The sequence below is a fragment of the Novosphingobium rhizovicinum genome (assembly GCF_040813635.1).
GTDB classification, from domain to species: domain Bacteria; phylum Pseudomonadota; class Alphaproteobacteria; order Sphingomonadales; family Sphingomonadaceae; genus Novosphingobium; species Novosphingobium rhizovicinum.
The window spans coordinates 16133-40858 of sequence record NZ_JBFNXR010000017.1; the positions used below are offsets into that span (position 1 = coordinate 16133).

At 61.8% G+C, this 24726-nt stretch carries 20 protein-coding genes and 1 pseudogene; 6 read left to right on the top strand and 15 right to left on the bottom strand.

Features of this window, described 5'->3' with window-relative positions:
* Positions 1 to 79: 79 nt before the first annotated feature.
* Positions 80 to 376 (top strand): annotated as a pseudogene (locus ABUH87_RS01555) (transposase); the annotation flags it as partial.
* A gap of 721 nt (positions 377 to 1097) precedes the next feature.
* Here ABUH87_RS01555 and ABUH87_RS01560 read toward each other — a convergent pair.
* Both ABUH87_RS01560 and ABUH87_RS01565 read right to left on the bottom strand, forming a co-directional pair.
* Positions 1098 to 2315: an alpha-hydroxy acid oxidase gene (locus tag ABUH87_RS01560; RefSeq protein ID WP_367768339.1), complete on the bottom strand. Its 1218-nt coding sequence runs from the start codon at positions 2313 to 2315 to the stop codon at positions 1098 to 1100.
* Entirely contained in the window at positions 2312 to 3520 is a 1209-nt protein-coding gene (locus ABUH87_RS01565; protein WP_367768342.1) for a cytochrome P450, read from the bottom strand. The genes ABUH87_RS01560 and ABUH87_RS01565 overlap by 4 nt, the downstream gene beginning before the upstream one ends.
* 262 nt (positions 3521 to 3782) lie before the next feature.
* Here ABUH87_RS01565 and ABUH87_RS01570 point away from each other — a divergent pair, with 262 nt between their 5' ends.
* A complete protein-coding gene (locus tag ABUH87_RS01570; RefSeq protein ID WP_367768345.1) occupies positions 3783 to 6185 on the top strand; it encodes a TonB-dependent receptor in 2403 nt (800 codons plus the stop codon).
* Positions 6186 to 6229: 44 nt separating this feature from the next.
* On the opposite strand, the gene ABUH87_RS01575 is transcribed toward ABUH87_RS01570, so the two are convergent.
* From ABUH87_RS01575 to ABUH87_RS01625, 11 genes are read right to left on the bottom strand one after another with little or no spacing between them, the layout of a single operon-like run.
* Positions 6230 to 7027 carry a phytanoyl-CoA dioxygenase family protein gene (locus tag ABUH87_RS01575; protein ID WP_367768349.1) on the bottom strand — a complete coding sequence of 266 codons (798 nt, stop codon included), beginning with the start codon at positions 7025 to 7027 and terminating at the stop codon, positions 6230 to 6232.
* A gap of 10 nt (positions 7028 to 7037) precedes the next feature.
* A complete protein-coding gene (locus ABUH87_RS01580; protein ID WP_367768351.1) occupies positions 7038 to 7961 on the bottom strand; it encodes a cyclase family protein in 924 nt (307 codons plus the stop codon).
* The gene (locus ABUH87_RS01585; RefSeq protein WP_367768354.1) at positions 7958 to 9151 is read right to left on the bottom strand and encodes an NAD-dependent epimerase/dehydratase family protein; all 1194 of its coding nucleotides are present in this window, start codon (positions 9149 to 9151) and stop codon (positions 7958 to 7960) included. The genes ABUH87_RS01580 and ABUH87_RS01585 overlap by 4 nt, the downstream gene beginning before the upstream one ends.
* Positions 9148 to 10545 (bottom strand): FAD-binding oxidoreductase, encoded by a 1398-nt coding sequence (locus ABUH87_RS01590; protein ID WP_367768357.1) that lies wholly within the window; start codon positions 10543 to 10545, stop codon positions 9148 to 9150. The genes ABUH87_RS01585 and ABUH87_RS01590 overlap by 4 nt, the downstream gene beginning before the upstream one ends.
* Positions 10538 to 11302 carry an HpcH/HpaI aldolase family protein gene (locus ABUH87_RS01595; protein ID WP_367768361.1) on the bottom strand — a complete coding sequence of 255 codons (765 nt, stop codon included), beginning with the start codon at positions 11300 to 11302 and terminating at the stop codon, positions 10538 to 10540. The genes ABUH87_RS01590 and ABUH87_RS01595 overlap by 8 nt, the downstream gene beginning before the upstream one ends.
* Positions 11289 to 12194, bottom strand: coding sequence for an SMP-30/gluconolactonase/LRE family protein (locus tag ABUH87_RS01600; RefSeq protein WP_367768364.1), 906 nt, complete (start codon positions 12192 to 12194; stop codon positions 11289 to 11291). Before ABUH87_RS01600 ends, ABUH87_RS01595 begins: the two co-directional genes overlap by 14 nt.
* Entirely contained in the window at positions 12194 to 13441 is a 1248-nt protein-coding gene (locus tag ABUH87_RS01605) for a cytochrome P450 (protein ID WP_367768373.1), read from the bottom strand. The genes ABUH87_RS01600 and ABUH87_RS01605 overlap by 1 nt, the downstream gene beginning before the upstream one ends.
* A gap of 7 nt (positions 13442 to 13448) precedes the next feature.
* On the bottom strand, positions 13449 to 13970 hold the full coding sequence (locus ABUH87_RS01610) for a cupin domain-containing protein (RefSeq protein ID WP_367768378.1): 522 nt from the start codon (positions 13968 to 13970) through the stop codon (positions 13449 to 13451).
* 23 nt (positions 13971 to 13993) lie between these two features.
* Positions 13994 to 14788: a phytanoyl-CoA dioxygenase family protein gene (locus ABUH87_RS01615; RefSeq protein ID WP_367768381.1), complete on the bottom strand. Its 795-nt coding sequence runs from the start codon at positions 14786 to 14788 to the stop codon at positions 13994 to 13996.
* 4 nt (positions 14789 to 14792) lie between these two features.
* Positions 14793 to 15173, bottom strand: a complete 381-nt coding sequence (locus ABUH87_RS01620) for a nuclear transport factor 2 family protein (RefSeq protein WP_367768384.1) — start codon at positions 15171 to 15173, stop codon at positions 14793 to 14795.
* Entirely contained in the window at positions 15170 to 16828 is a 1659-nt protein-coding gene (locus ABUH87_RS01625; RefSeq protein WP_367768386.1) for an FAD-dependent oxidoreductase, read from the bottom strand. Before ABUH87_RS01625 ends, ABUH87_RS01620 begins: the two co-directional genes overlap by 4 nt.
* Positions 16829 to 17137: 309 nt before the next feature.
* On the opposite strand from ABUH87_RS01625, the gene ABUH87_RS01630 reads away from it, so the two are divergent.
* Positions 17138 to 18220 (top strand): AraC family transcriptional regulator, encoded by a 1083-nt coding sequence (locus tag ABUH87_RS01630; RefSeq protein WP_367768389.1) that lies wholly within the window; start codon positions 17138 to 17140, stop codon positions 18218 to 18220.
* A gap of 49 nt (positions 18221 to 18269) precedes the next feature.
* Here ABUH87_RS01630 and ABUH87_RS01635 read toward each other — a convergent pair whose 3' ends face one another.
* A complete protein-coding gene (locus ABUH87_RS01635; protein ID WP_367768393.1) occupies positions 18270 to 19649 on the bottom strand; it encodes an aromatic ring-hydroxylating oxygenase subunit alpha in 1380 nt (459 codons plus the stop codon).
* A 324-nt stretch (positions 19650 to 19973) separates the two neighbouring features.
* Here ABUH87_RS01635 and ABUH87_RS01640 point away from each other — a divergent pair, with 324 nt between their 5' ends.
* From ABUH87_RS01640 to ABUH87_RS01650, 3 genes are all read left to right on the top strand, one after another.
* The gene (locus tag ABUH87_RS01640; protein WP_367768396.1) at positions 19974 to 21713 is read left to right on the top strand and encodes an N-acyl-D-amino-acid deacylase family protein; all 1740 of its coding nucleotides are present in this window, start codon (positions 19974 to 19976) and stop codon (positions 21711 to 21713) included.
* Between the two features lie 156 nt (positions 21714 to 21869).
* Positions 21870 to 22847, top strand: coding sequence for a thiamine pyrophosphate-dependent dehydrogenase E1 component subunit alpha (locus tag ABUH87_RS01645; RefSeq protein WP_367768399.1), 978 nt, complete (start codon positions 21870 to 21872; stop codon positions 22845 to 22847).
* Positions 22844 to 23848, top strand: coding sequence for an alpha-ketoacid dehydrogenase subunit beta (locus ABUH87_RS01650; RefSeq protein ID WP_367768402.1), 1005 nt, complete (start codon positions 22844 to 22846; stop codon positions 23846 to 23848). Before ABUH87_RS01645 ends, ABUH87_RS01650 begins: the two co-directional genes overlap by 4 nt.
* Positions 23849 to 23873: 25 nt before the next feature.
* Here ABUH87_RS01650 and ABUH87_RS01655 read toward each other — a convergent pair whose 3' ends face one another.
* Positions 23874 to 24695: a phytanoyl-CoA dioxygenase family protein gene (locus tag ABUH87_RS01655; RefSeq protein ID WP_367768405.1), complete on the bottom strand. Its 822-nt coding sequence runs from the start codon at positions 24693 to 24695 to the stop codon at positions 23874 to 23876.
* Positions 24696 to 24726: the final 31 nt, after the last annotated feature.

Below are 24726 nucleotides of genomic sequence, written 5' to 3' on the forward strand. Positions count from 1 at the left end.
GAATGGTTTGTGCAAGAAAAGGCAGCGGCTACCCGCTACCTGTACCGGCGCGATGTTCGTCGCACAGGAAATCTTGGTTGAAGCGGTGGCACCACAGGGCTTGGTCCCGCGCCAGAACTCGTCCGGCGGCAAGGACCGGCTGGGACGCATCTCGAAAATGGGAGATCGCTATCTCAGGAAGCTGCTCGTGGTCGGCGCAACATCGGTGGTGCGAAGGGCCCGGACTGCCGATAGCACTGCTGCCAAATGGGTCTGCAGTCTGCTCGAGCGCAAGCCGGCCCGGCTCGTCACCGTTGCCATGGCGAACAAGAACGCCCGGATCGTCTGGGCGGTGCTGGCGCGCGGCGAGACCTATCGCTCGCCTGTCACAGCCTAAGAATAATCGCGGCGCACATGCGCGGCCGCGTCGAACTGTAAAACTGTAAGGGTGCCCATTGAATTGATGATGACGATCTGAACGCGGCCGCAAAGGCCGGAACAACCCGAGGTGCTGTCAGAGCTTCGAGCTCGCTAGACTGAGTGGGACCGGCCAGCGGACAACATCAGGGCCAGCGGCCATCGTGCGCCGCGCCAGTAGGCCGGACAGATGACCGCACCCCGACAGATCAGATCATCAACTCAATTTACCCCTTGCAGCATAGGGGACATCCACAGATGACAGCACCGATACGACGGGTAAAAGGCACCGCCCTCGCATGCTCAGCAGCGGAATTGAGCGGAGGTGACAGGCGACTTTCGGGCCAGCGATAACCATTAGCTGCCATCCCGAGCCGGCCCGTCATCCACAGAGAAAAGAAGTTGCAGGCGATCGCCTCACGTATACTGCATTGGCACAAACTGCGGTGGTTCGCTGCCCAGCACGCTGGCTCACTCTATTGACGACATCGAAGGCGGATCGAACGAATATCTGGACTACTCGTGAGAGGGGCGGCCAACAGGTCAGGCTAAGCTCGAAAAGCAGGGCTACGTCACTGCTCGTTGCTGACTTTGGTGACCCGGTAGTGCTCGAGTATCTCCTGCAGTTTTAAAGCCATAGTCTCTCCTTCACCTTTGCTGGGATCTTGGACGAAAGTAGTGTTGACCTTTATGCAGGCCAGTTAGTCTGCGGGTGAAGTCCGCCTGGCTAACCAGTTCAAGCCCAGCGAAGCTGTCGAGCTGCAGCCCATGAGCGTGAGGGCACGTGCAATCTCCTCCCGGAAAATCTCCAGAACGGAACTCACGCCAGCCTCGCCGTCCGCCGCGAGGCCGTAGAGGAAGGACCTTCCCACGAGTACGGCCGTGGCGCCGAGACAAAGAGCGGTGATAATGTCGGTGCCCCTTCGTACCCCGCCGTCCAGCAAGACTTCGGCGCGATCACCCACGCGCGCGGCAACCTGCGGTAGAGCGTGAATGCTGGCCAGACAGCGGTCCAATTGCCTGCCACCGTGATTGGACACGACCACACCCTCGGCGCCAATCGCGTCGATCGCGTGAGCTGCGTCGTCGGCATCCAGGATGCCCTTGACGTAAAAGGGCCCGTCCCACTGATCCCGCATCCACTTCACGTCGTCCCAACACAAATCGGCCTGGATCTGACTGGCCAGCGCCGCGCTCGAGTTCGCGGCGGCAGCCATCGCGCCTGGCGGCCTTGTGCGCGCGGAGTTCTCTCCCGTGGTCTCGAGAAAATGGACCGCCGCCATTCGCTTGTGTCGAAGAGCCTCCCACACCCAGCGACCGTGTCGGGCGAGGTGCAAGCCGCGTGCCGGAGTTACCGACCATGGCAACTGAAAGTGCCACTTGCGCTCACCTTCGCGGTTTCCGAGGACCGGGATGTCAACAGTGACGAACAGCGCCGTGTAACCGGCCGCGCGGGCCCTACCCATGAGCTCCGCGATCCGGGCGCGGCCCCCGATCGGGTATAACTGAAACCAGTGCGCGGCCTCGGTCGCCCGGCTTACCTCCTCCAGCAAGTAGCTTGAGGCCGTGCTGAGGACGGCACGGATTCCCGACTTTTCGGCGGCTCGGGCGGCGGCGATGTCGCCGGTCCAATGGGCTATGCCGGTGGCGCCCACGGGCGCAAGAGCCAAGGGCATTGAGAGTTCCGTTCCTGCCACAATCGTGCTCATTGCCGGCGCCGATGCTCCCTTGAGCGACCGCATTCGCAACCGATGCTCGAGGAAGCCGCGCATGTTTTCCTCGACCGTGACGAGGTCGTCCGCTCCGCCTTCGATGTAGCTCCAGGCCATGTCCGGAAGCCGTTTGCGAGCCGCGTTACGCCAATCAGCCACACTGACCCGGGGCGCCGGCGCGCGCAGGTGAAAACGAAAGGCACTCATGAGATCTTGGAGATCATTACGGACGTGGGGCCGCGTAAGCTGAAGTTGCCGTATGTGACGGGCCGGCAGACGGTGAAGTCAGGCAGATGCTGCAGCAGTGCCAAGGTCACTTCGCGCGCCTCCATGCGGGCCAGGGTTGCGCCGAGGCAGCTGTGCAGGCCGAAGCCAAAGCCCAGATGCGGTTTGGGTTCGCGGCGTACGTCCAACTCATCCGGGCGGTCCCATCGCTCCGGATCGCGACCTGCCCCGCCGATGAGCAGGATGACCTCCGCTCCCGGCGGGAGCGCAATACCCGCGATCTCGGCACCTTCTTCTCGGACGCCCCGCGGCAAGACCTGCGTGACGCCCTGCCACCGCATGATCTCCTCCAGCGCTGCCGGTATCAAGCTAGGCTGTCTGCGCAGCATTTCGCGAACGTCAGTGCGCTCCCCGAGGACAGCCGCAATGTGACCTAGCCATTTCGAGGTTGTCTCGTTCCCCGCGAACAGGAGCTGGCGGATGTTCACCATGATCGCCTCCTCGGACAACCGGGCGGACCAGGGCGAGTGGACGAGCATGCTGATCAGGTCGTCCCCTGGGTTCGTCTGCCGATAACGGACTTGTCCCCGGATGTAGTCGGCAAGTTCTGCTTTCGCCTCCTCGGAGGCGAGCCATGCGGGATCGTTGGCGTAATCGATGGGGAACCCGCCGGAGGTGGCGTCAGACATGACGTCGCTCCACGCGATCACCTGAGCTATCATGCCCGAGCCTACCCCCATCATCTTGGCAATCACGTGTGCGGGGAGCGGCCGGCACAAATGTGGCACGAGATCTGCTTCGCCGTGCTCGTCGAGATCTGCCGAGACCAACCGGACCATTTCGCCGAGCAGATCGCGCACAAACGGCACGAGAGCCTCTACTCCGGCGTGCCCGAACGCCCGCGTCCAGACGTTCCGCAAGCCGTTGTGCATGGTACGATCATCGATGGAGATAAACGCTTCTTCGCCGAAGAGGGACGCGATCAAGCCCTCCTGCCCCAGCCGATCGGGCTGCGTAAGTATCTGACGGCAGACCTTGTCGCTCGCCGACATCCAATAGCCCTGCTGGTTCCAGACCAGCGGACCAGCCGCACGGATCTCTCGGAGTTTGCCCCAGGGATCGACCAGATGCTGCGCAGCAAAAAGGTCGATGTCGAGACTGGGGACCTTCGTTCCGTCCGTGACCAATTCATCCTCCCGACCCTGCGCAGCCTCCCCGCGGCGCCTATCTACGTGGAGCTAGGGAGGTGGAACGGCCCGCCGCAACGCCATATGCGCCGCCTGTCGCTTGGCACCATTCCATTGTCGCTAGCGGCCATTGCTGCCGCCTGCGCGGAAAGCGATCACGAGCGGGCAGATCCGAGAAGCTCCGGCTCTCACGTTGGGGCATCTGGAGGCCGTTCGCATCGAACAACTGATACAAAGCCGTTGTGGGAGGGAGAAAAAGCCGATGAGCAATGTCCGTCATAGCCTGGGCCTAGCCGTGAGCCTCTTTGCGCTTGCCGCGCCGGCGGGCGCCGCCGCACAGGAGACGGGACGCGGGGTTGGTGCGTCTTCGCAAGATGCCGCTGCACTGGACGCGATCGTGGTCACCGCCCGCAGACGCGAGGAGTCCCTGCTCGACGTTCCAGTGGCGGTTTCGGCTATCTCGGCGCAAGCCCTTGCGGACGCACACGTTACGGATGTCACACAAATCGCACAGATGACGCCGCAAGTCTTGATTGCTCCTGCATCGGGCGGCGGTGGAGGTACGATCTCCATTCGCGGCGTCGGCTCTTCCTATCTCGATCCGGGCATTGAGCAGTCGGTGGGCGTGTTGGTTGACAACGTCTCGGTGGGCAGGGGACGCTTCATCCTCGCCTCGCAGTTCGACCTGCAACAGGTCGAAATCCTCAAAGGCCCACAAGCGCTCTTCTTCGGCAAGAATTCTCCCGCCGGCGTGATCTCGATTACCTCCGCCAGCCCGACACGGGATCTGCAAGGTATGGTGCGGGCCGGGTACGAGTTCGAGGCGGAAGAGAAATACGTCGAGGCCTTCATCTCCGGTCCGCTGAACGAGCAGCTAGGTTTCCGCGTGGCGGGTAAGTTCTCGGATATCAATGGCTGGCTAAAGAACGTGGCATCCGGCGGCGCCAATCCCATTTACCCTTTTCCAATCCCGGGTCCCTCTACGGGGGATGCGCCGGCCTACAAGAGCTATTCGGGTCGTGTGACGCTGAGGTGGGAGCCGTCGAGCGACTTTGATGCAACCTTCAAGTTCTCGGGGAGCCATCTCAGCGGAAACGGTGATGATTACATAGAGGGTTTCTGCGCTCCGCCTGCGCTCGCATTGGGCCAGCTCTCGACGACCAACCTTGCGACGGGCCAGCAGGTATTTGACCCGAACAGCGACTGCCGTCTCGATCAGGTTCGCGCACAGGGTGCTCTACCTCCTGAGGTCCTCAACAATTGGCCCGGAGCGCGGGACGGACGATCCTACAACAAGCTGACCACGTACATCGGAAGCCTGGCGCTGAACTACCGGATCGAAGACGTTACGCTTACGTCGGTGAGCGGCTATACCAAGCTGAAAGGACGAAACCTCGGGTTCTATGACCTGACGTCTTTCGCCAGCGTGGCGTCCTATCTCGTCGAGGATACCCGTACCTGGTCACAGGAGCTTCGCGTATCCACGGATTATGATGGCCCGATCAATCTTACTGCCGGCGGATTCTTCGAAGACGCAAAGCGCTACAACACCTTCCAGCCGATCTTGGGCTTCGTCGGTTTCGATCCCGCGAATGGCAACTCGGCATACACCTACGAGAATCGGTGGGACAACTCGGGGCGGACGATTGCGGCCTTCGCACAACTGCGCTGGTCTGTACTCGAGAACTTAGAGCTTGCTGGCGGTGCCCGATACACTAACGAGAAGAAGAAGATCGCAGGCGGGAACCTCTACTCCAACCTCCTCGGGCAAGCCTTCGGTCTGCTGCCCGTCGGCCAAACCATTCGTGAGAGCCTAAGCTTCTCCAACTGGTCGCCGGAAATCACGCTGACCTACAAACCCGCCGATAACCTGATGACTTACGTCGCCTACAAGACTGGCTTCAAATCAGGTGGGCTGTCCACGCCAGCGACCATCTCCGCGATCTACGGCGCAGATCCGTCACTGCTCGCGTTCAATCCTGAAAAGTCGAAGGGCTTTGAGGCCGGCATAAAGGGTGAAACTCGCGATCGCAGGCTACGGTTCGACTTGGTCGCCTATCGCTATACCTTCGATGACCTTCAGTTGACCTCGTTTGAGCCGAGACTAATCGCCTACTTCATCAAGAATGCGGGCAGATCGCGGACTTCCGGCGTGGAGACCTCAGTGGCGGCGCAGCTGACGCCCGAACTGGGAGTGCATGCCAGCGGCTCCTACAATAAAGCCAAGTACCTCTCGTTCCCGAATGCGCAGTGCTATCTAAAGATCGTCGGAACACCAGCCTGTACAAACGGCTTCTACGACCGCAGCGGGCAACCACTGCCGCGAGCTCCGAAATGGACCTTCAATTTCGGAGGCGATTATGAGAAGACCATTGGGAGCAGCTTGAAAGCGGGGCTTAATGCCGAAGCGGTTTATACAGGCAAGTTCTTCACCGATGAGCAGGGCGCGCCTGACGGCTTCGTTGACGACTTCTGGCGGCTCAACGCCAGCGCGAGGCTGGCTGATATCGATGATCGCTGGGAACTGGCACTGATTGGTCGCAATCTGACGAACGAGTATTATCAGCTCGTCAGCAATGACAAGACGTTCGCCACGCCCGGCGAATACGGTGGCTTCACGCTGCGGCCGCGTGAAGTCGTAGTGCAGGGCACCTTCCGGTTCTGAATGGGGCGGGGTGAGGGGAGGGGCAGCCCATGCGCTGCCCCGCCTCACACGATTGAGGCGCCATTCACCACGCCAAAGCCGGATGCCTTGTATCCTAGGAGGATCAGCACTTCCTCGGATGCGAACTGGCGGATTTCCGGACGCAACGAGAGAAACCAGTTCTCTTGCGAGCGATAAATCGGGGATGAATACCAGGCGAAAACCCCGGCCCTCTTGTCACTGTTCGTGATGTTGTTGCCCGTCTTGTGCCACAACCGACTCTCGAAGACGATCATGGACCCGGCGGGCGCCTCCACTGGGACGCCTTGCAACTGCGATTCCGTACCCAGCGGCATTCGATTCAGCCGATGGCTGCCGGGCACGATGCGGGTCGCCCCGTTCGCACTTGTGAAATCGTCCAGGCACCAACCTACGTTCAGCCCTTGCGGCCGGGCTGGCCAAGGCTCGGGCACGAAAAGCTGGTCCGCGTGCAACACCATTTCGCCGCCGCCAGGGCCGGTGATGTTCGCGGAAAGGTTCGACAGCAGGGCAGGCCAGCCCACGACAGCCTTGAGCAGGTCGATGGCAAGCGGGTGAAAGGCCAGATCCTCGAACAGGGGATCGCGGCTTAGCACGTTCGCCACCCGCTGGTTGCTGGTGTCTTCGGGATAGTCCAGCAACAGCCGCTGCTCGCGCCCGCGCGTCCGGTCGGACTCGGCAGCCGCGTAGAGTGCCGCTCGTGTTCGCGCGAGGATTGTTCCGGTGAGCACTTCGGGAACGATGGCCATTCCATGCTCGGCGATGTCGGCCAACATCTGTTCGAACGCACGCGTGGGTGGCGGCAGGACGTCCTTTTGATTCATGCCGATGGGCTCACAGTATCGCTAGGGGTGTCAGTGGCGATCCGACGCCCCCGACCACGAGTAGGGGCGGGGCCGTGAAGAGGAACGTCCAGCGGTTCTCCCGCTCACACGCCTCGGCCAGTTTTTCGAGAACGAAGACTTCGCCCAGAGTCATCCCCATGTCACGGATGAGGACGCAGTGCACCGGCATCTCGAAGGTGGCATCGTTGGCGGGCATTGCCTCGATGCCCCAATTGTCGCTGGCCAACGCAGAGATTTGACGGCCGTGCAGCCATTCGGCACAAGCCAGGTTGATCCCGGGTTCACCGTTCCAGTAGCGGGCAGCGTCGCCGTCGACAGTGAAGCAGCGCATCCAGCCCGTCCTCAGGATGATGACATCTCCCGGCAGCGTTTCGCAGTTCTGCGCCGCTAGGGCCGCGTCGAGGTCTGCCGGGGTGATGGCTTCTCCTGCCTCGAGCCGGTCCTTGCCGCGGAGCCGCGCTATATCGAGCAGCAGACCACGTCCTATGACCCCTCGCTCGGCGATCTGGTGTATTGAAAGCTTGGCCGACCCGGCGGCAGTCGTAATCGAAGCAGCAGGTACACCGTTGTAGAGCATATCGTCATAGCCGACATGGCCGAGGCCATCCCACTGCGTAACAGATTGCAACGGCAGGAACACAGAGTCGTCTGCAACGATCATCCGGTCCGAACGACCGGCGAAATCGGGCGGCGTCAGGTTCATCATGTGAATGGGGTTCACCCGCCCGCCCAGGCCCACCTGGATGCCCTGGTTGGTCAGCGGAAGGCCAAGATTGACAATCTGTCCCGAGCGCACGCTCTGCGCGGCGAAGGCGGTGCGTTCCGGCGTAAGATGGTTAAGGGTGCCGATCCGGTCGCAGTCGCCCCAGCGCCCCCAATTGCTCAGACGTTTACCGACCTCACGAAAACTCATGGCGCTATCCCGTCTATGTGGCTTGAGTCGCGTACGTCAGCCGCGCATTGGTAAGCAGCTGCCTCTCGGGACGGGCAACCGGCGCTGCGACGTGCCGTCATCGGCGGCAGCAGCCGCAGGTTCTCCATCTGCGCCAGACTTCGAATTAGACTCTCGAACGTGTCACGGCATGAGGCGAAGCCCGCCTGCCGCACCTTCAGAGAACTCACGAGGGTAGGCAGCGCACGCTTCGCGATCGTCTTTTCATTGAGAAGCATCTCCAGGTAGTGATGCGACTGGCCCAGCAGATCCGCAAGCTCCGTGCATCTTAGCTGGTGCTCCGCTGCGATCCCTCGCCAGACCTCCTGAGCCTCGTCGGTCGCAAGAACTTGTGCGATGCTCAGGGGGTGAGCGTCGCCAGGGGAGAGTTGGAGGTGAGCGGCTAACTCATCCCAGTCGTCGTGCAGGACGAAGACGTCACCGTTGGTCAGGTTGAAGATCTCGTTTCGAGCCGTCGGTTCGCAACTGCTCCAAAGAAAGGCTTCAGCGATAAGTTCGGCATCCGTCACTTCCCAGATCAGGGGGCCGCCAGCCGGATAGCAGAAGGCAATTTTTTTTGCGTGACAGAGAGCGGCGTATGCTCCGATGGCAGCGACCGGGTTCATCGCGGAGCCAGGTGCGCTGCCGAAAACGACTTGAGGGCGCAGGACCGTCCAACCGAACCCGTGTGTCTTTGCGAGATCGCGCAGGCAATCTTCCTGGGCGAAGTAGAAGTTTGGATGCGGATCGCGTGGAGCGCTTTCCCTGGCGGGAAGGCGCATGGCATGCAGATGGGCGCCGTAAGCCTTGGTGCCTTGAAGCAAACCGGCCCAGCGAAGCGTGCCCTTACGAGTCAATGGGGCCGCAAGGTTCTCGAACATTCCCGCGTTTTCCGCAATGCGCCGAGGGTCGGACCAGCCGCTCACGAGCCCGGGCTCTTCAGAAACGGCGGCATAAACGAGATGTGTCACGGAGGCGGTATGTGCGGCCCAGGCGCGGCACTGATCCGCGTCCGTAAGGTCTAGGGCTGCGTGCTTGAACGCAGTTCCTTCGGGAACGACCGGCGGACGGCGCGAGATTGCCAGCACTTCGAACCCTGCGCTGGCGAATGCCTGGACAGCTGCTGAGCCGATGACGCCGCTCGCGCCGGCTATCGCGACCCGACCCTTCATTCCAGGACCTTACCGGGGTTGAGGACACCAAGGGGGTCCAGAGCGCGCTTGATGCGACGCATGAGTTCAATTTCCGCCTTTGATTTACAAAGGCTGAGATACATCGCGCGCGACTGACCGATGCCGTGCTCCGCAGCGATCGAACCGCCCACGCGAGATGTAGCCTCGTACACGATAGTATCGATCTCTTGCTCGCGTGCGGGGCCGTCCGGCCCGACATTGACCACGGCGTGCAGGTTCCCGTCCCCGGCGTGCCCGTAGAAGAGCACGCGCGCGTCAGGGAACACGGCTTCGAGCTGCTTGCGCACGTCAGTCGTGAATGCGGGCATGTCGCTCAGTCGCATGCTGACGTCGTAAACACTGAACGGGCGGTAGCCCGCGAGTCCGGGGCTCATGTCCTCGCGTACGGCCCACAGGGCCTCGCGCTCTTTGCCGGACTTGGCCACGACCGCGTCGCGGACCAGGGCGTCCTCGATTGCGTCCGTCAAGGCCTCTTCGAACTGAACCGCATCGTGGGTGGGATCGCCCCCGAGCATTTCCACGAGAACGTAGAAGGCGTGCCCTTCTTCCAATGGGCGACTCCTGGACGCGAGCTGCGCCTGCGTCATTGCGGAGTAGAATTCGCCCCACATGAGCTCGAAGGAGGAAAGGCGTCCTCCGAGTCGGACTTCCAGCATGCGCAGGAGGTGTTCAACATCATGGAAGTTCGCCACCGCGAGCAACGCGGTCTGATCCGTGACGGGTCTTGGCCGCAGGCGGAGCACGGCTTGGGTAACAATGCCCAAAGTACCCTCGGTGCCGATCATCAACTGCTTCCAAGGAAAGCCGGCGTTGTCCTTCAACATCGTTGTAAGCGAGGACACGACAGTGCCGTCTGCGAGCACGACCTCGAGGCCGGTGACCATGTCGCGCATCATGCCCCATCGCAGCACGCGATTGCCTCCGGCGTTTGCCGCGATCGAGCCGCCAATGGTCGCGGATCCGCGGGATCCGAGATCAAGCGGCAGGAAGGCGCCTTGCGCTTCTGCTGCCTCTTGCGCGACCTGAAGGATGCAGCCCGCCTGGACAGTCATGGCCATCGCGCGGGTGTCGACCGCAGTGATAGCCGCCATCCGTTCAAGCGAGAGGGCAATGCCTCCCGGCCGAGTGATTGCTCCACCAACGGTGCCCGTTTGCCCCCCGACGGCGGTAACCGACACGCCATGCTCCGCCGCGATCCGAACGCACGTGGCGACCTCCAGCGTGGAGCCGGGTCGTACTACGAAAAGCGGGTCCTGCACGTACTTCTGCAGGACATCGCAGCGGAATCGTGCGTCCGCACAATCGCCGCTACCGACGTACTGCGGGCCGACAGCTTCGCCTAGGGCGCGGTCAAGTTGCGCCCAATCAGGCACTTGCGTCGCCAGGCTTGCCGCCGAGCCCACGCAGTGCCGCGAGGTCAACGTCTGCGGCACGGCGCATGAACATCGTGTCGCTCCCGGACGTCATGAAGGTGACGCCACACTCAACTTGGCGGGACGCATTTTCTAATCCGAACGAGACTGAGGCGCATATCAGACCTTTTGCAGCACAAGCCTCAGCTACCATTTTCACCGCGTTGAGTACGGCTCCCGGCATTTCAAGCGAGAGCTCGAATCCGAGGCTCAGGGCAAGGTCCACTGGTCCCACTAGCAGGCCGTCCAGCCCGGGCGTGGCGGCAATAGCGCCGAGGTTCTCAAGACCCTCATGGGTTTCGATCATCCCGATGCACAAGGTGGGCTCGGCAGCACCTTCGGCGCTGTACCATCTGCGGACAGGACCGAATGAGCGGATTCCGCGCGGAGGGTAGCGGATCGCCGAGACGGCCGCCTCGGCATCTGCGGCGGTGTTCACCATGGGCACGATTACACCGGCGGCGCCGAGATCCGCGGCCCGCATGATCTTCGAGGGGTCGAGCCAGGGCACTCGCACAAGCGCGGGAGTGCCCGTTGCATCAAGCGCCTGCAGCATCGGGAGTAAAGTAGCTTCCGTGATCCCGCCGTGCTGCATGTCGAGCAAGACCGCGTCGAAGCCTGCGCGGCCCATCGTCTCTGCGCTGAGAGTGCTATCGATCGCGAGCCAAGTTCCTAGCGCCAGCGGCGGTCCGCTCAGTCTTTCTCTAAGGGTGGGCATTAGCCGAGCCTGCAAAAGCCGGGTCCGGTCGTCCGGCGACTGGGGCCTCGATCGCGTACAGGCCGCCATCCAGCGGGGTGGGTGGCTTTCCGTCCAGCCCATGGTGGATGGTGGTGATGTACATTGTGCGCATGTCCGCACCCCCGAATGCCAGTTTGGTCGGGTTGGCGAACGGCAGGCGTATTTCGATATCCGCCGTGCCATCCGGCAGGTAGCGGCGCAACTTGCCCGCGTAGACGAGGGCGGCCCAGTAACCACCCTCGGCATCAACCGCCGCGCCGTCTACGAAACCGTCTCCCGGCCCCAGTTTGAACAAAGTACTACGCTCACCAAGGTGTCCGCTGACCGGGTCAAGCGCGTACCGGTCGCAGCGCAGGGTGGTGGAGTCGGAAATGTAGAGCGCGTCGCCCTTCGGGCTGAAAGCAAGGCCGTTCGCGCACGAGAAGTTCTCGATCACGGGCGTAAGCTTGTTGCCGTCCAGTCGGAACAGCTTGGCGCCACCGGGGTGCAGGTTGGAGTGCCCCACCCGGTGGTCGATCGATCCCACCCACAGCCGTCCCGCAGGATCGCAGGCGCATTCGTGCAGTGATGCTTCCTCTCCCAACGGCGACGCGACCCGCAGAGTAAGGGTGCCGCTGTCGAAATCAAAATCGAAGATCCCTGACGAAAGCGTTATCAGCGCCCCCCCGTCTTGCTTGAAGACGAAACCGCCGATGCGTTCGGGCATGGGCCACTGGCTCACCTCGCCTGTGTCGCTAAGCCACCTTCGGAGACAGGGCCCCTCGCAGTCGATCCAATAAAGCGCACGTTCGTCTTCGCGCCAGACGGGGGTCTCGCCGATCGCGTCTTGGGTCGCGCCGATGCGCCGAACTTGCGGCTCCGACACGTCCATCAGCTGAGTTCCTCGACAACGACCGGTAACTCGTTCCAGCCCCACTGGAAGCTCGAGGGCAACCGCACTGCGCGTTCCAAGTCGAAGGAGAACTTAGCGACGCGCCGGAGGAAGCTCGTCACAAGAATGCGAAGTTCGAGACGCGCCAAGTGAATGCCGATGCAATAGTGCTGGCCCGTGCCGAACGAGAGCACGCGATCAATCTTGCGATTCCAGATGAAGCGGTCTGGCTCGTCGTACTCCGCCGGATCACGGGCGGCCGAGCCGAACAGCACCATAACGCGTTGCCCTTTCCTGATCCGCGCGCCCGCGACTTCGACGTCCTTGTGCGCGGTGCGGGCGAACCACTGGGCCGGGGCGCAGAAGCGGATCATCTCCTCCACCGCGACGGGTACATGGGTATCGAGGTCCGCGCGCACCTCTTGGAGTTGTTCGGGCGCGTTGCACAGTTCCATCAAGCCATGCGCGGTGATCTTGGGGACCGTTTCCACGCCGCCGACGAACACGCAGGTCAGTTGGGTCGCGACTTCGGCGTCGGTCAGCGGACGACCGTAGTAGGCGAGCGAGAGCAGGCCGTCGATCAGCGGCACCGAGCCGTCCGCCCCTGCCTCCCGGCGTTTCGCAATATACTCGCTCATCATGCCGATGCAGTTGCCGATGATCGTAGGCACGTCGGTGCCACCCGAATCGGGGTCGGTCCGGCTTAGCGAGTTGACGAGTTCAAGCACGTCTGCGGTGCGCTCCGCCGGCATGTCTAAAAGGTGGCAGATCACGCCAGCGGTGACGTGACCGGCGTAGTCCTGCGTGAGATCAAAGCTTTGCTGTGTCAGCAAGCTGTCGAGCCTCGCATCGGCAAGTTGCTGGATGAATTCGGTAAGGCTTCGCACGGCGCGGGGACGGAAAGGTTTGATGTGCGCGTTGCGCAGCACCTCGAAGTGCGGTGAGCCGAGCATTGCGCCGATTGGAAGCGGCTCGAGCGGCAGCTGGCTGACTTCACCTCGGTGGTGAGATGCAAGGATCTCGGGTGTCGGCAGAGTGGTGTCCGTCGCGATAAAGGTGTTGTCGCCGATTGTGAGCAAATCGGTGACGTCCTGAAACCGTGAGAAAACCCAAGTGTCGTATTTCGGCAGATAGAGAGCGGGTGCTTCCTCCCTCAACCGTTCGTAGAAGGGCAAAGGGTTACGCATGACCGCTTGGCTGAAAGGGTCGTAATCGCGGATAGTGGGTGCGGTCTCGACGGCAGTCATATGACGCTCACCCCTCCGGCTGTAACGCGGGCATCTGCGCCTTGTCCCAGGTGGGCTGCGCGGCCTTCACCGTCTCTAGCGCCTTCTGCCAGAAGGCGAGGCCGTTCGCGTGGTTCATGAAATTGAACGACACGGAATGTCGGAACTCTAGCAGTTCCACTCCGTCCGGCCCCGGGGTGTATGCGTAGGGGACGTTGGCCGGTACGAAGAAGCCGGTCCGAGGACCTAAATCCTGCGAGCCCATGCGGATTGAGCCGGCAATGATGTAATACAGGCAGTCCGCGTCGTGGCTATGCAGCGGCAGTGGGTAGCCCGGCTTGAACCACACATGGACAAGGCTGAAGCCGGGAATAGCGAAGAGGACGCGCGCGTCTTCGCCAGCGAAGACGCCGGCTTCCTGCACTTGATCCAGGATGGGTAGGATTGAATCCTTGAACGGCTCGAAGCTCATCAATCCCGCTTCTGCCAAGCTTGGACTGTCCTCGCGGCGAAAGATCGTGAACCTTGCTGCGCTATCGTCGTCGTTCATCTGTCGTATCCCTTCGTGCGATCTCACAAGCCGGCTGGTGATAGCCCGTTAACTCGACCGACGATCTGCGGCCGGAAGCCCAGAAGGGTCAGCAGCGTTTCCGATCCGAACTGCTTGATCGACGGGTTGAGAGAGAGAAACCAGTTCTCCTGCGGCAAGTAGATCGGCATCGTGTACCAGTTGAATACGCCGGCGCGTGGTGCATCAGTTTCATTCCGACCAGTACGGTGCCAGCAGCGCCCGTCGATCACCACCAGTGAGCCGGCTGGAGCCTCGACCGGCACGAGTTCTGGAAGACCTTCGCCCTCGCGCTGGCCGCGATTCAAGAGATGGCTTCCAGGTGCCAGCCGGGTAGCGCCGTTCTCTGCGGTGAAGGCGTCGAGGCACCAGCAGATATTGACGCCGTGCGGGGCGGCCCAGGGCTCTGGCATATAAGTCTGGTCACAATGAAGGACTTCGTCCGCCCCGTGGCGGTGGACGATGTTGGCCGAGCATCCCGAAAGCAGGGCCGGCCAGCCGATAGTGGCCTCGACGAAGGCCAGAGCCAGCGGGTGCTCGACTAGCAGGCAGAACAGCGGGTCGCGACTGATGAGGTTCCAGATGCGCTGATTGGCATTGGTCTCCCGGTCATAAGCATAATGTGCCTGGCGGGCACAGTGCCGCTCAAAGCTCGCGATGTGGTCGAGAGCCTTTCGAAGCTCCTCCAACTCACCAGAAGGCAGAACGCGTTCAATCACGCAGTACCCGTCGCGCGCCAGCAAGGCTCTCGCTGAGGCTGGTATGCTTCGGGAGTGCGGCTCGGCCAAAGTGGCATTCATGCCATCAACCTTCCGTTCTGAGTTGTCCGAGGTCGACGTATTCATCGAGGCGAACGATTTTGCCGCCGTCGATCTCGAAGACGATGCATGCCGGCCAGTCGATGACCTGACCTTCCTTCGTTTCAAGGCGCAGAATGTGTTGCTGAACGAAGCCGCTCGGGGTGGGTTGGCGCCGGACATCGCGGTACTCGCGGCGTACGAAGTTCAGGAACAAGGCCTCAAGGCCCGGCACATTGTCGCTAGGCGACAGTCTCACACCGTCGAAGTTGTGCCAGATTATCGCGTCGGGGGCGAAACACCGAAGGACGCCCTGAACCGATCCATCTTCAAGAGCGCCGAAGAACTCATCTGCGAGTGCGTCGGCCAAGGCATGTTCAGCGCTCATGCCGCTTCTGCCTCTCCGACGGAATTCGAGCGCATTGCATGGCGCGCGGCGACATAGCCGAAGGCGATGCCACCGCCTATGCTCGCCCCTGCACCAGGGTAGCTATGTGCTACCACCGGTGCAGCGATATTGCCGGCGGCATAGAGGCCCGTGATCGGTGTCCCCTCCGACGTGAGGACGCGCGCGTATTCGTCGGTAACCAGCCCACCGGACGTGCCTACGTCTAGAGGCCAGATGCGGGTTGCATAAAACGGTGCGCGCTCGATTGCGCCCAGCGAGGCGTTCGGGCGGTTCGTGGGATCACCCATGACCTTGTTGTGGGCGCTCGCGCCCCGTTCGAAGTCTTCGTCGACTCCGCTCCTGGCGAACGCATTGAAGCGCCTGAGTTCATCGGCTAGACCAACCGGGTCTATACCGCATCTGCTGGCGAGTTCCTCGATCGAAGCGGCTTTGACCAAATACCCGCTTTCGACGAACGGTTCTGGCGTTTTCCCGATCTGAATCGGGCCCCAGGTGTAATTCTTCAAGGCCCTGCTCTCGAGGATCGCCCACGAGGGCACTGCACCCTTCGCATACATGCGTTGGCCAAACTCCATGTACGACCCGGCCTCGTTGCCGACGCGCTTACCGTCGGGCCCGACAATCACGATGTGTGGCTTGCCGCTTTCGCCCGGCACGTGGAAGCCGCCGTACTTGCCGTCAGGCAGCAGTGAACCCGGCGTCCACCACGCCTCTTCCATGCAGTCGATGTCGGCGCCTAGAGCCATCGCCATCTGCATGACGTCTCCCGTGTCGCCCGGATTGACCATCGTCCACTCGGTTCTTGATGGCTGCGGCTGGTACTTGTCGCGCATCGCCTGGTTGCGCGAGAAGCCACCAGCATTCAACAGGACGCCTTGCTTGGCGCCGAGGGTACGCTCACCAGTTGGCGTCCGGACTCTGACGCCCGTGACCGCGCCGCCCTCCGTCAGCAGCTCGACGAGTTCGGTGTTCATGCGCAGCGGGATTCCTGCTTCCAGCGCGGCCTTTAGCATCCGACCCTGTACGGCGTTGCCGGAGCCCCTACGCCGAGCCCGCGTCACCTTGTCTCGCAAGACATCCCACCCGAGTCGAAGCGCCGTTTTCTTGCCCTTCCAGGTGCGCTTGGCGAGCGTCAGCTCGACGAACTTATGGCTGCTGATCGGCAGGGCGGGGAATCCGTAGAAGCTTCCCAACCGATCCCGCCACTCGCCGAGTTCGTTGAGGTCGAACAACTCCGCCGAGATGGTCCGGCCATAATCATGTCCCCCGGGCGCTGCTGAATAGTAGTCGGGCCAATGGACGCGAACGAGCTTTACCCCCTGATCGAGCAGAAACTGTACGGCGCGCGGCCCCTCTTTGAGAAACATCTCGCGCTTGGCGATCGGCGAAGCCTTTGTCGGTGCGCCCACGACGTGGTTGAGGTAAGTGCGGGAGGCTTCCTCCGTATCGTCGTCGAGCAGAGGATTGTTGGGTATCCATGCGATACCGCCGGAATAGGCGGTGGAGCCGCCAAACAGGTTTTGCTTCTCCAGAATGACCGCGCGACCGCCTTGCGCCTTGGCGGCAAGCGCTGCGGTCACGGACGCGCATCCACTGCCGACGATCACTAGGTCGAAAGTCTCGTCGAAGTTCATTCAGCCACTCCCCGGTCCCGCGGCGCAATACGGCAGGCGGCCCTAAGACGGGCCGGTCGTTCCGTTACGCTCCCCGAAAGTAGGACCGTCCATTGGCGCCGTCTTTGACGTTAGACGACATTCGGCTGAGCATTGCCGACACCCGTGAGATTGTTGTGGAGGTGAGAAACAGGCAGCAATCGATTGCCAGACCGGTTCGTGTTTGGCATTCTTGTGTGGCAGCTTCGCCGTAATGAGCGAAGGGAAATGAAGCAGCCGGATGAGAGGAGAGTCGCAGTGGCGGCCAGGAAAGCCAGTCCCGGGGCGAAGATGGACACGTCAACGGAGAGCACCGCGCCCGCAATGGTCCGAGCCGAAAGCTTGACGGGCTTTGCGGAACTTGTGAGATCGCGGGGCCATGATCCCAACCCGCTGATTGAAGCAGCGCGGATTGATCCGGCGGACATCCATAGACGTGACCACTTGATTCCATATCGGCAGATGATCCAGCTGCTGGAAAACGCCGCCGAACAACTTCTTTGCCCCGATCTCGGCTTGCGACTTGCCAAGCGGCAGTATTCCGAGGGCATTCTTGGCCCGCTCGACATCGCTATGCGCAACTCCGAGACGGTCAGCGACGCATGGCGCTACTGCGCAGATCATGTGCACACCTATAGTTCAGGAGCGCACCTGAGTGTCGTTCGTGAAAGTGAGGCCGCTCGGACCGGGATTAGGTTCGAGATCATCCTTCCGCGAGTATACCGCCAACGGCAGGCGGTAGAGCACGCATTGCTGCTATCGCACTTGGCAACCAGGATGTTCTCGGGTGAGCGCGCGCAGCCCGAAGAGGTCTGGTTCACGCATGAGCCTCTGGAAGGGGGTAGCGCGCACGGCGAATACTTTGGGTGCAGAGTGCGGTTCGGGCAGCCATGCAACGCGCTGTTTTACGCCCAGTCGGATTTCGACGTACCCGTCGTAGGTCGTGACGACCGCGTGCTGCAACTGGCCACATACTTCATCGATGCACAGTTCCCGTCCGTGGACTCGCTCATTCGGACGCGGGTGAGGATCGCCATCGAAAAACAGCTCGCGCAGGGCAGTTGCACGCAAGTCGAAGTTGCCGCAGCGCTTCGCATGCACCCACGGACCCTACAGCGCAGGTTGCGCAGCGAGGGCGAAAACTTCGAGGCGATGAAGGACGAAGTTCGGCGCGATGCGGCGGTCCGATACCTGCGACAGACTCGGCTCCCGCTCAAGACGGTCGCCGGCCTCCTAGGTTATAGCGAGCTGTCGGTCCTGTATCGGAGCTGCCAGCGGTGGTTCGGCGAGTCGCCCAGTACGGTGCGGCACATCGAGAATTTCTCGCTGATAGACGCCGGCGCAGGAGAGCTGGAATTGCGCCAGTCGGCCTGAGGGTCGTGGCGCAACTTGGGTCCGTCGTGGCCGACTGGTGCTCCCCGAGCTAGACCGTCGGCTGTGGAATTTCCACCAGGGGTTCTGCGCGCAACTCGTCGTCCGCGTGGGGGTCTTGCAGGAAGCGGCGCAGGGTGCGGTGAAAATGCGAGACGGCGCGCTCTTGGATCGGGCTCGGGCGTCCTGCCTTGTACGCTCGTGACTTCATGCCCTTCTGTACGCGCGGAATATTCTCGAAGTCCTGCTTGAAGATCAGCGGGTAATCGCCGTCGCGCCAGTCTTCGTAGATCCCGTGTTCGACTTTGGGAGCCTGTCCCTCGGGGTACCGCTCAAGCGACCAGACATCGAAGATCGTCTTGTCGTGAGCATCGCCACACGGGCGAAACCGATACCAGATGATTGCCTCGACGGCAGGATGGAGAAACGCCGTGTTGGGAAACACGTGCCAGTCGAAGCCACTTTCGGCCATATATTCGGGTGTCAGGCCTTCAGGCCAGCCGGCGCCGGATTCGACTGCTGCCTCGTAGATGAACTGGCCCCATTTGCTCAGGACTTCCTCGGGGCTTGCGTCGGCACTAACTTCCGTTCGCAGGCGCTGGGTTGCCTCGTAGGCACGCTGCGTCTGCATGGCCTTCAAGTTGTCGCGAAATTGTTCTGCATATTCGAACAAGTGCTCGCGGAAGTCGGGAACCTCCTTTTGAGGCAAGCGATCGCTGCGTCCGACCGGGACGCCCGCGCTGCCCGTGTAGCTGATCCAGCCGTGCCGTCCCATAGCGCGGCTGATGGAGTAATCCTTGGTATAAGTTAGCATCTGAGAATGTGTGGTCTGGACGTGGTAGAATTCGGTGAAGGCGCCAAGCACGGTTTTCCAGTTGGCAGGAACAGTCACGGTTTTGTACCAAGCCGGATGGAGTTTCTCGAATTCGAAAAGCTCGCACCGCTCTTTCATCGGCGAAAGGAACGCGTCGAGAGGCTGGCAGTCCGGGTCCATGTTGATCCAGACAAACCCTCCCCAGGTGCCCAGTTTAACCGGGGTGAGGTCGACGTCCTCTTTGGTCAGGCAAGTACCCCAGTCTTGTCGGTCGATGACCTTGATGTTGCGTCCGTCGTTCCCGAACCGCCAGCCATGAAACGGGCACACGAACTGTTTGGCGTTTCCTGCGCCTTCTGCGAGTGCCGTGCCCCGGTGCGGGCAAACATTGTGGAATGCCCGCAGGTTCCCGTCGCCGCCACGCGCCACGATGATGGAATCGTCCACGATATCGTACACGACGAAGTCGCCGGCCTCCGGGATCTCATCCTCGCGGCACGCGATCTGCCATACCTTGGGCCATAGGTGTTCCTTCTCCAGTTCGTGGAAAGCACGGTCGAGGAAATCCGCTTTTGGAACCCAGTCGTCACGGACCTCCTCAGGCACATATTCGGTCATCCCAAACTCCAACAACGGCCGCTCCGGGAAGGGGGCTCTCCTGGCACGATGGTAGCGAATGGTGCTGCGATAGGCGAAGGCGCGGACATGACCGCAGGCGACAATCTGCGTGCGAAGCCTGTCACTTCCGCGCGCGCAATCCGCTCAGTGCGTTCGGCGGCTCGGGAGTGCTGGATCCCGAAGGCGAGCGCACGCTTGGCTGTCGCAGGGAGCCAGGGAGTTTGTCGCGCTCGGTCATGGCATGCCCCCGCAAGGCCGGATAGCAGAAGGGAAATGGTGGGGCTTGTCTCCTGGCAATCGGGCCCAAGGAAACGGGAGAAGGACATGGATTACCGTACGCTCATCAGGAACGGAACCGTCGTTGACGGCACGGGCAAGCCGGCCTTCAAAGCGGACGTACGAGTCCGCGCCGGGCGCATTGCCGAGATCGCCGCGGGTCTCGAGCCCCGTGAGAACGAGCGGGTGATCGATGCCGATGGCTGTTACGTAACCCCTGGCTTTATCGAAGCGCATAATCATTGGGACGCCGCAGTCTGGTGGTCGCCGAACATGGAACCGTTCCCTGGCTACGGCGTGACCACATCCATCAATGGCAACTGCGGTTTCTCGCTCGCGCCTCTGCCGCAGAACGGCACGGGGAGGGACGACATCATCGACATCTTCAACTTCTTCGAGGACATCCCCGAAGTGCCTATGAGGACGATGATTCCTTGGGACTGGCACAAGTGGAGCGAGTATAAGGCCTCGCACGAGCGGAACGTGAGGACGCCGGCCAACTTCGCTTCCTTCTGCGGACATATTCCGATCCGGCTATGCGTCATGGGCGAGCAGGCGTGGGAGCGTGCAGCTACGGTGGACGAGATCGCACAGATGTGCGCCTTGCTGGAAGATGCGCTGGGCGCAGGCGCGATGGGCATGTCCTCCAATCAGCTCGACCGAGACAAGCACGATCGCCCTCTTCCCACACAACTTGCCGAAGATGACGAGTACGCGGCGCTGCTCGCGGTTCTGTCCCGCCATCCGGGGACGACATTCCAGCTGATTATCGACAACTGGATGCACATGACCGCTACCAAAGTGGTGGATCGCATGGGCCGCCTTTGCGAGCAGGCCGGGGTACCGTTCCAATGGGCAGGTCTGCCCACGCTCGATTTCCAACAGGGGGCAGCCGCGGAGCAGTGGGAGTTGCATGAGCGCTTCAAGGAGGAGGGCCTCCCCTTCTGGACCGGGTTCACCCACGTCCAGTTCATGTTTTCCGTCGATTTCAAGCGCACGCTCCTGTTCGCTCAACTGGGCCTCCAGGCCTGGCAGGACATCGTCGAAATCAAGGACGACGCCGAGAAGCTCGCGAGACTGGCGGACCCGGTCTGGCGTGCCACCGCCCGTGAAGCCTGGGACTCTGGGTTCGCGAACAACGCGTTCACGGCTGAGTCCGTGTTCTTGCGGGAAAGCGAGAACGGCTCGGGGCCGGTCGGCGTGAAGCTCAAGGAATTCATGGCGGCCGAGGGCATCGTCCATCCGTCCGATGCGCTGGCTGATTGGGTGATCCGCAACGGAACGGATTCCGTGGCCTTGCAGGACGGCTGGGCCAAGGTGGACGAGACCATCGTAAGGCTGCTCAAAGATCCGCGCTCCGTCGCGAACGTCTCCGACGCGGGTGCCCACGGAAAGATGTTCTGCGGGGCGGGGGACAATGTTCTGTTGCTCAGCGAATACGTACGCGACACCGGCAAGCTGACGATCGAGGAAGGTATCAACGCGCTTACCGGGCGACAGGCCGAGTTCTTCGGGCTGAGTGACCGCGGTGTGCTGACGGTGGGCATGGCTGCCGACATCTGCGTCTTCAACCTTGACGAGATCGAGCGGCGCCCGGAGGAGAAGATCTGGGATATCCCCGATGGCACTGGCGGACGCACCTACCGCTACATTCGTCCCGCCGCGCCGATGCGGCTGACGATGGTGAACGGCATCCCGACCTTTGATCAGGGCGCATTCACGGGCAAATTCCCGGGGCGCTTCATTGGCCCGGAACGCGAAACCGAGCAGGCAATCGCCGCGGAATAGCGCGGTGTCCCGGGGGGCTTCGCTTGAACGGACAGCCTGGGCCCTTCGCTAGGTTGAGATCTCGCGACCACCTGGGCTTCCAAGGCTCTCGCGCAGCAGGCGAGACCCCTAGCGAGACGCTTGCAACTCGAAATTGCGCCAAAGGAGCGCCACGCCATGCACGAATTATCGAGCGAACTTCTGCTCACGATATTCGACAAGATGTCGCTGCTGAAGCAGAACGATGAGCGGATGCGCGCTACCATCTCGTCGGGGCGCCTCGTCATGCCTTACTACAGCTACCGCGGACAGGAGGCCATTCCGGCGACCATCTCGGCCTTGCTGCGAAGCGACGACACGATCTGCACGATCTATCGAGGCACTCACGACTCTTTGGCGAAAGGGTGCCCGTTGGACCAACTCTGGGCGGAGCTCGGTGGCCGGGCGACGGGGACGTGCAAAGGCAAGGGCGGGCCCATGCACATCACACATCCTGCATCTGGCGTGATGGTCACCACGGGTATCGTCGGCTCATCCATGCCCATCGCGAACGGATTGGCTTGGGCCGCCAAGCTGGAGGGTTCCGACGCTGTCACGGTGGCGTATTTCGGAGACGGTGCCTCGAACATCGGCGCGTTTCACGAGTCCCTCAATCTAGCTTCGCTGTGGAAGCTGCCGGTGCTCTTCGTCTGCTCCAACAACAGGTATTCCGAACACACCAAGTTCGAAGTCGGAACTGCTATCGACTCAGTAGCGAAACGTGCTGCCGCCTACTCGATGCCGGGCATGCAGATCGACGGTAATGATGTCCTCGAGATCCACGACGCAGCATCCGAAGCTATCGCCCGAGCGCGAGCGGGGGAGGGTCCTACGCTCATAGAAGCCATGACCTTCCGATATCACGGCCACGTCTTTGGCGACAATGACGCTTACATGGACGAGGGCGAGAAGGCCGCACGCATGCAGTCCGACCCCTACCCGCGCTTTCGCTCGTTGCTGATCGAGCAAGGCCATGCCGAGGAAGCGCAGCTTGCCGAAATCGAAGCTGCGAATGCACAGCGCATTGAGGCAGCGATCGGCTTCGCGCTCGACAGTCCATTCCCTTCGGCTCGCGAAGTCGCGATCGATGTCTATGCGCAGGAGGTTTTCGAATGAGCCGAATCACCTTCGTCCAGGCCATCAACCAGGCCCTGCACGATGCCATGGAGGCCGATGGCAAGGTGCTTGTGCTTGGCGAGGACGTTGCCGACGCAGAGGGCGGCGGCGTCGTAGGCATCACCAAGGGGCTATCTACAAAGTTCGGCGTGGAGCGGGTCAAGTCAACGCCGATTTCCGAGCAGGCGATCATGGGCGCCGCGGTGGGTGCCGCGCTGAAGGGCTTCAAGCCCGTGGCCGAGATCATGTTGATGAACTTCACCACGGTGGCGTCCGACATGATCGTCAATCACGCGGCCAAGCTGCGCTTCATGTCCGGCGGCCAGACGAGTGTGCCGCTGGTAGTGCGCACGATGACCGGCGCAGGCGTGAGCAACGGTGGCCAGCATTCCGACTATCTCGAATCCTGGTTTGCCCACACCGCCGGCCTCAAGGTCGTGCTGCCTTCGACGCCCGCCGACGCCTATGGGTTGATGTTAAGCTGCATCGACGATCCTGATCCCAGCATGTTCATTGAGACGCTGCCCGCGCTCTACAACAAGGGAGAAGCTCCCGAGCGGGGGAAGAGGGTGCCGTTAGGCAAGGCGAAGGTGCTGCGACCGGGCACCGACGTGAGCGTGATCGGCTATGGCCGTATCATCCAGCAGGTGGCCGGCCTGGCTGACGAGCTTCGCGAAGAGGGGATATCCGTCGAGGTTATCGATCTCAGGACCGTCTCCCCGATCGACAAGGAGACGGTACTCGAATCCGTCCGCAAGACCGGGGCCGCGATTGTCGTGCATGAGGCGGTGCGCAAGTTCGGAGTGGGTGCAGAGATCAGTTCGTTGATCCATGAGGAGGCCTTTGGCGCACTGCGGTCCCCGGTGCGGCGCATCGGTGCGAAGTACGCGCCGGTCCCATTCTCGCAGCCGCTCGAAGCTGCGTCGCTGCCCTCTATCGATGACGTCGCCGCAGAGATCAGGAGCCTTCACGCACTCGTGCCCGCGCAAGCTGCTCGCTAACCCCAGGGGAGCAGTTGTCTGGCGATCAGAGGGTCCGGCCCAGCGTCACTCCCGTGTCGATTGGGGGCCCTTTGGCAAGTTGCACCAAGCCGCCGCCGATCCGTACGTTGGCGGCCGCCCCCATGCCGAGCAGCGCTTTTGCTTCTTCGTCGAGCCTCGCCTTCGTCGCTTCGGAAAGAGCCGCATCGTGATTGGTTTGCGGACGCAGGAAGTCCTTAGTGTAATAGGCAAACAGCATGGCGCGCTGCTCGTCCTCGCTCGTATTGCATCCAGAGGTGTGCCACATGCGACCGTCCATGGCGATGATGGAGCCCGCGCTGGCGACAAACGCCTGGCTTTTCTCCAGTGCATCGGGCGGGACATCCCGGAAGTCTTGATAGTGGTGGCTCCCGGGCACGAAGCGGGTCGCTCCGTTCCCCTCATGGACGTCGTCGATGCACCAGATCACGTTCATCGCCCAAGGCGCGGTCCAGGGCGGCGGCACGACGAGCGCCTGGTCCGCATGCAGGTTCATTGACCCCGATCCTGGTAAGGCGATGTTGCCAGTGAAGCTCGACACGATGAAGTGCTCGCCGAGCAGTTCGCGGACTAGCTTGAGGGCCACGGGGGCACGCAGCAGTTCCATGAAGACATCGTCGAAATCCGGGAGGGTGTACAACCGGATGTTCCTGTCGTTCGGGTCCATGAAGGGGGTGTAAGTTGCCACCCCGCGACGACGAGACTCTTCGATCGCGGCGTCGATGGCGTTCTTGATCCTGACGAGCTCCGACGGGGCGATGACGTCGGGGATGATACAGTAGCCCTCGGTCAGAAGTTCACACGTCTCTTTGGACTGATGGCGTTCCATGAACTGGCCTTTCTTCATCTCTGGGCCGCAA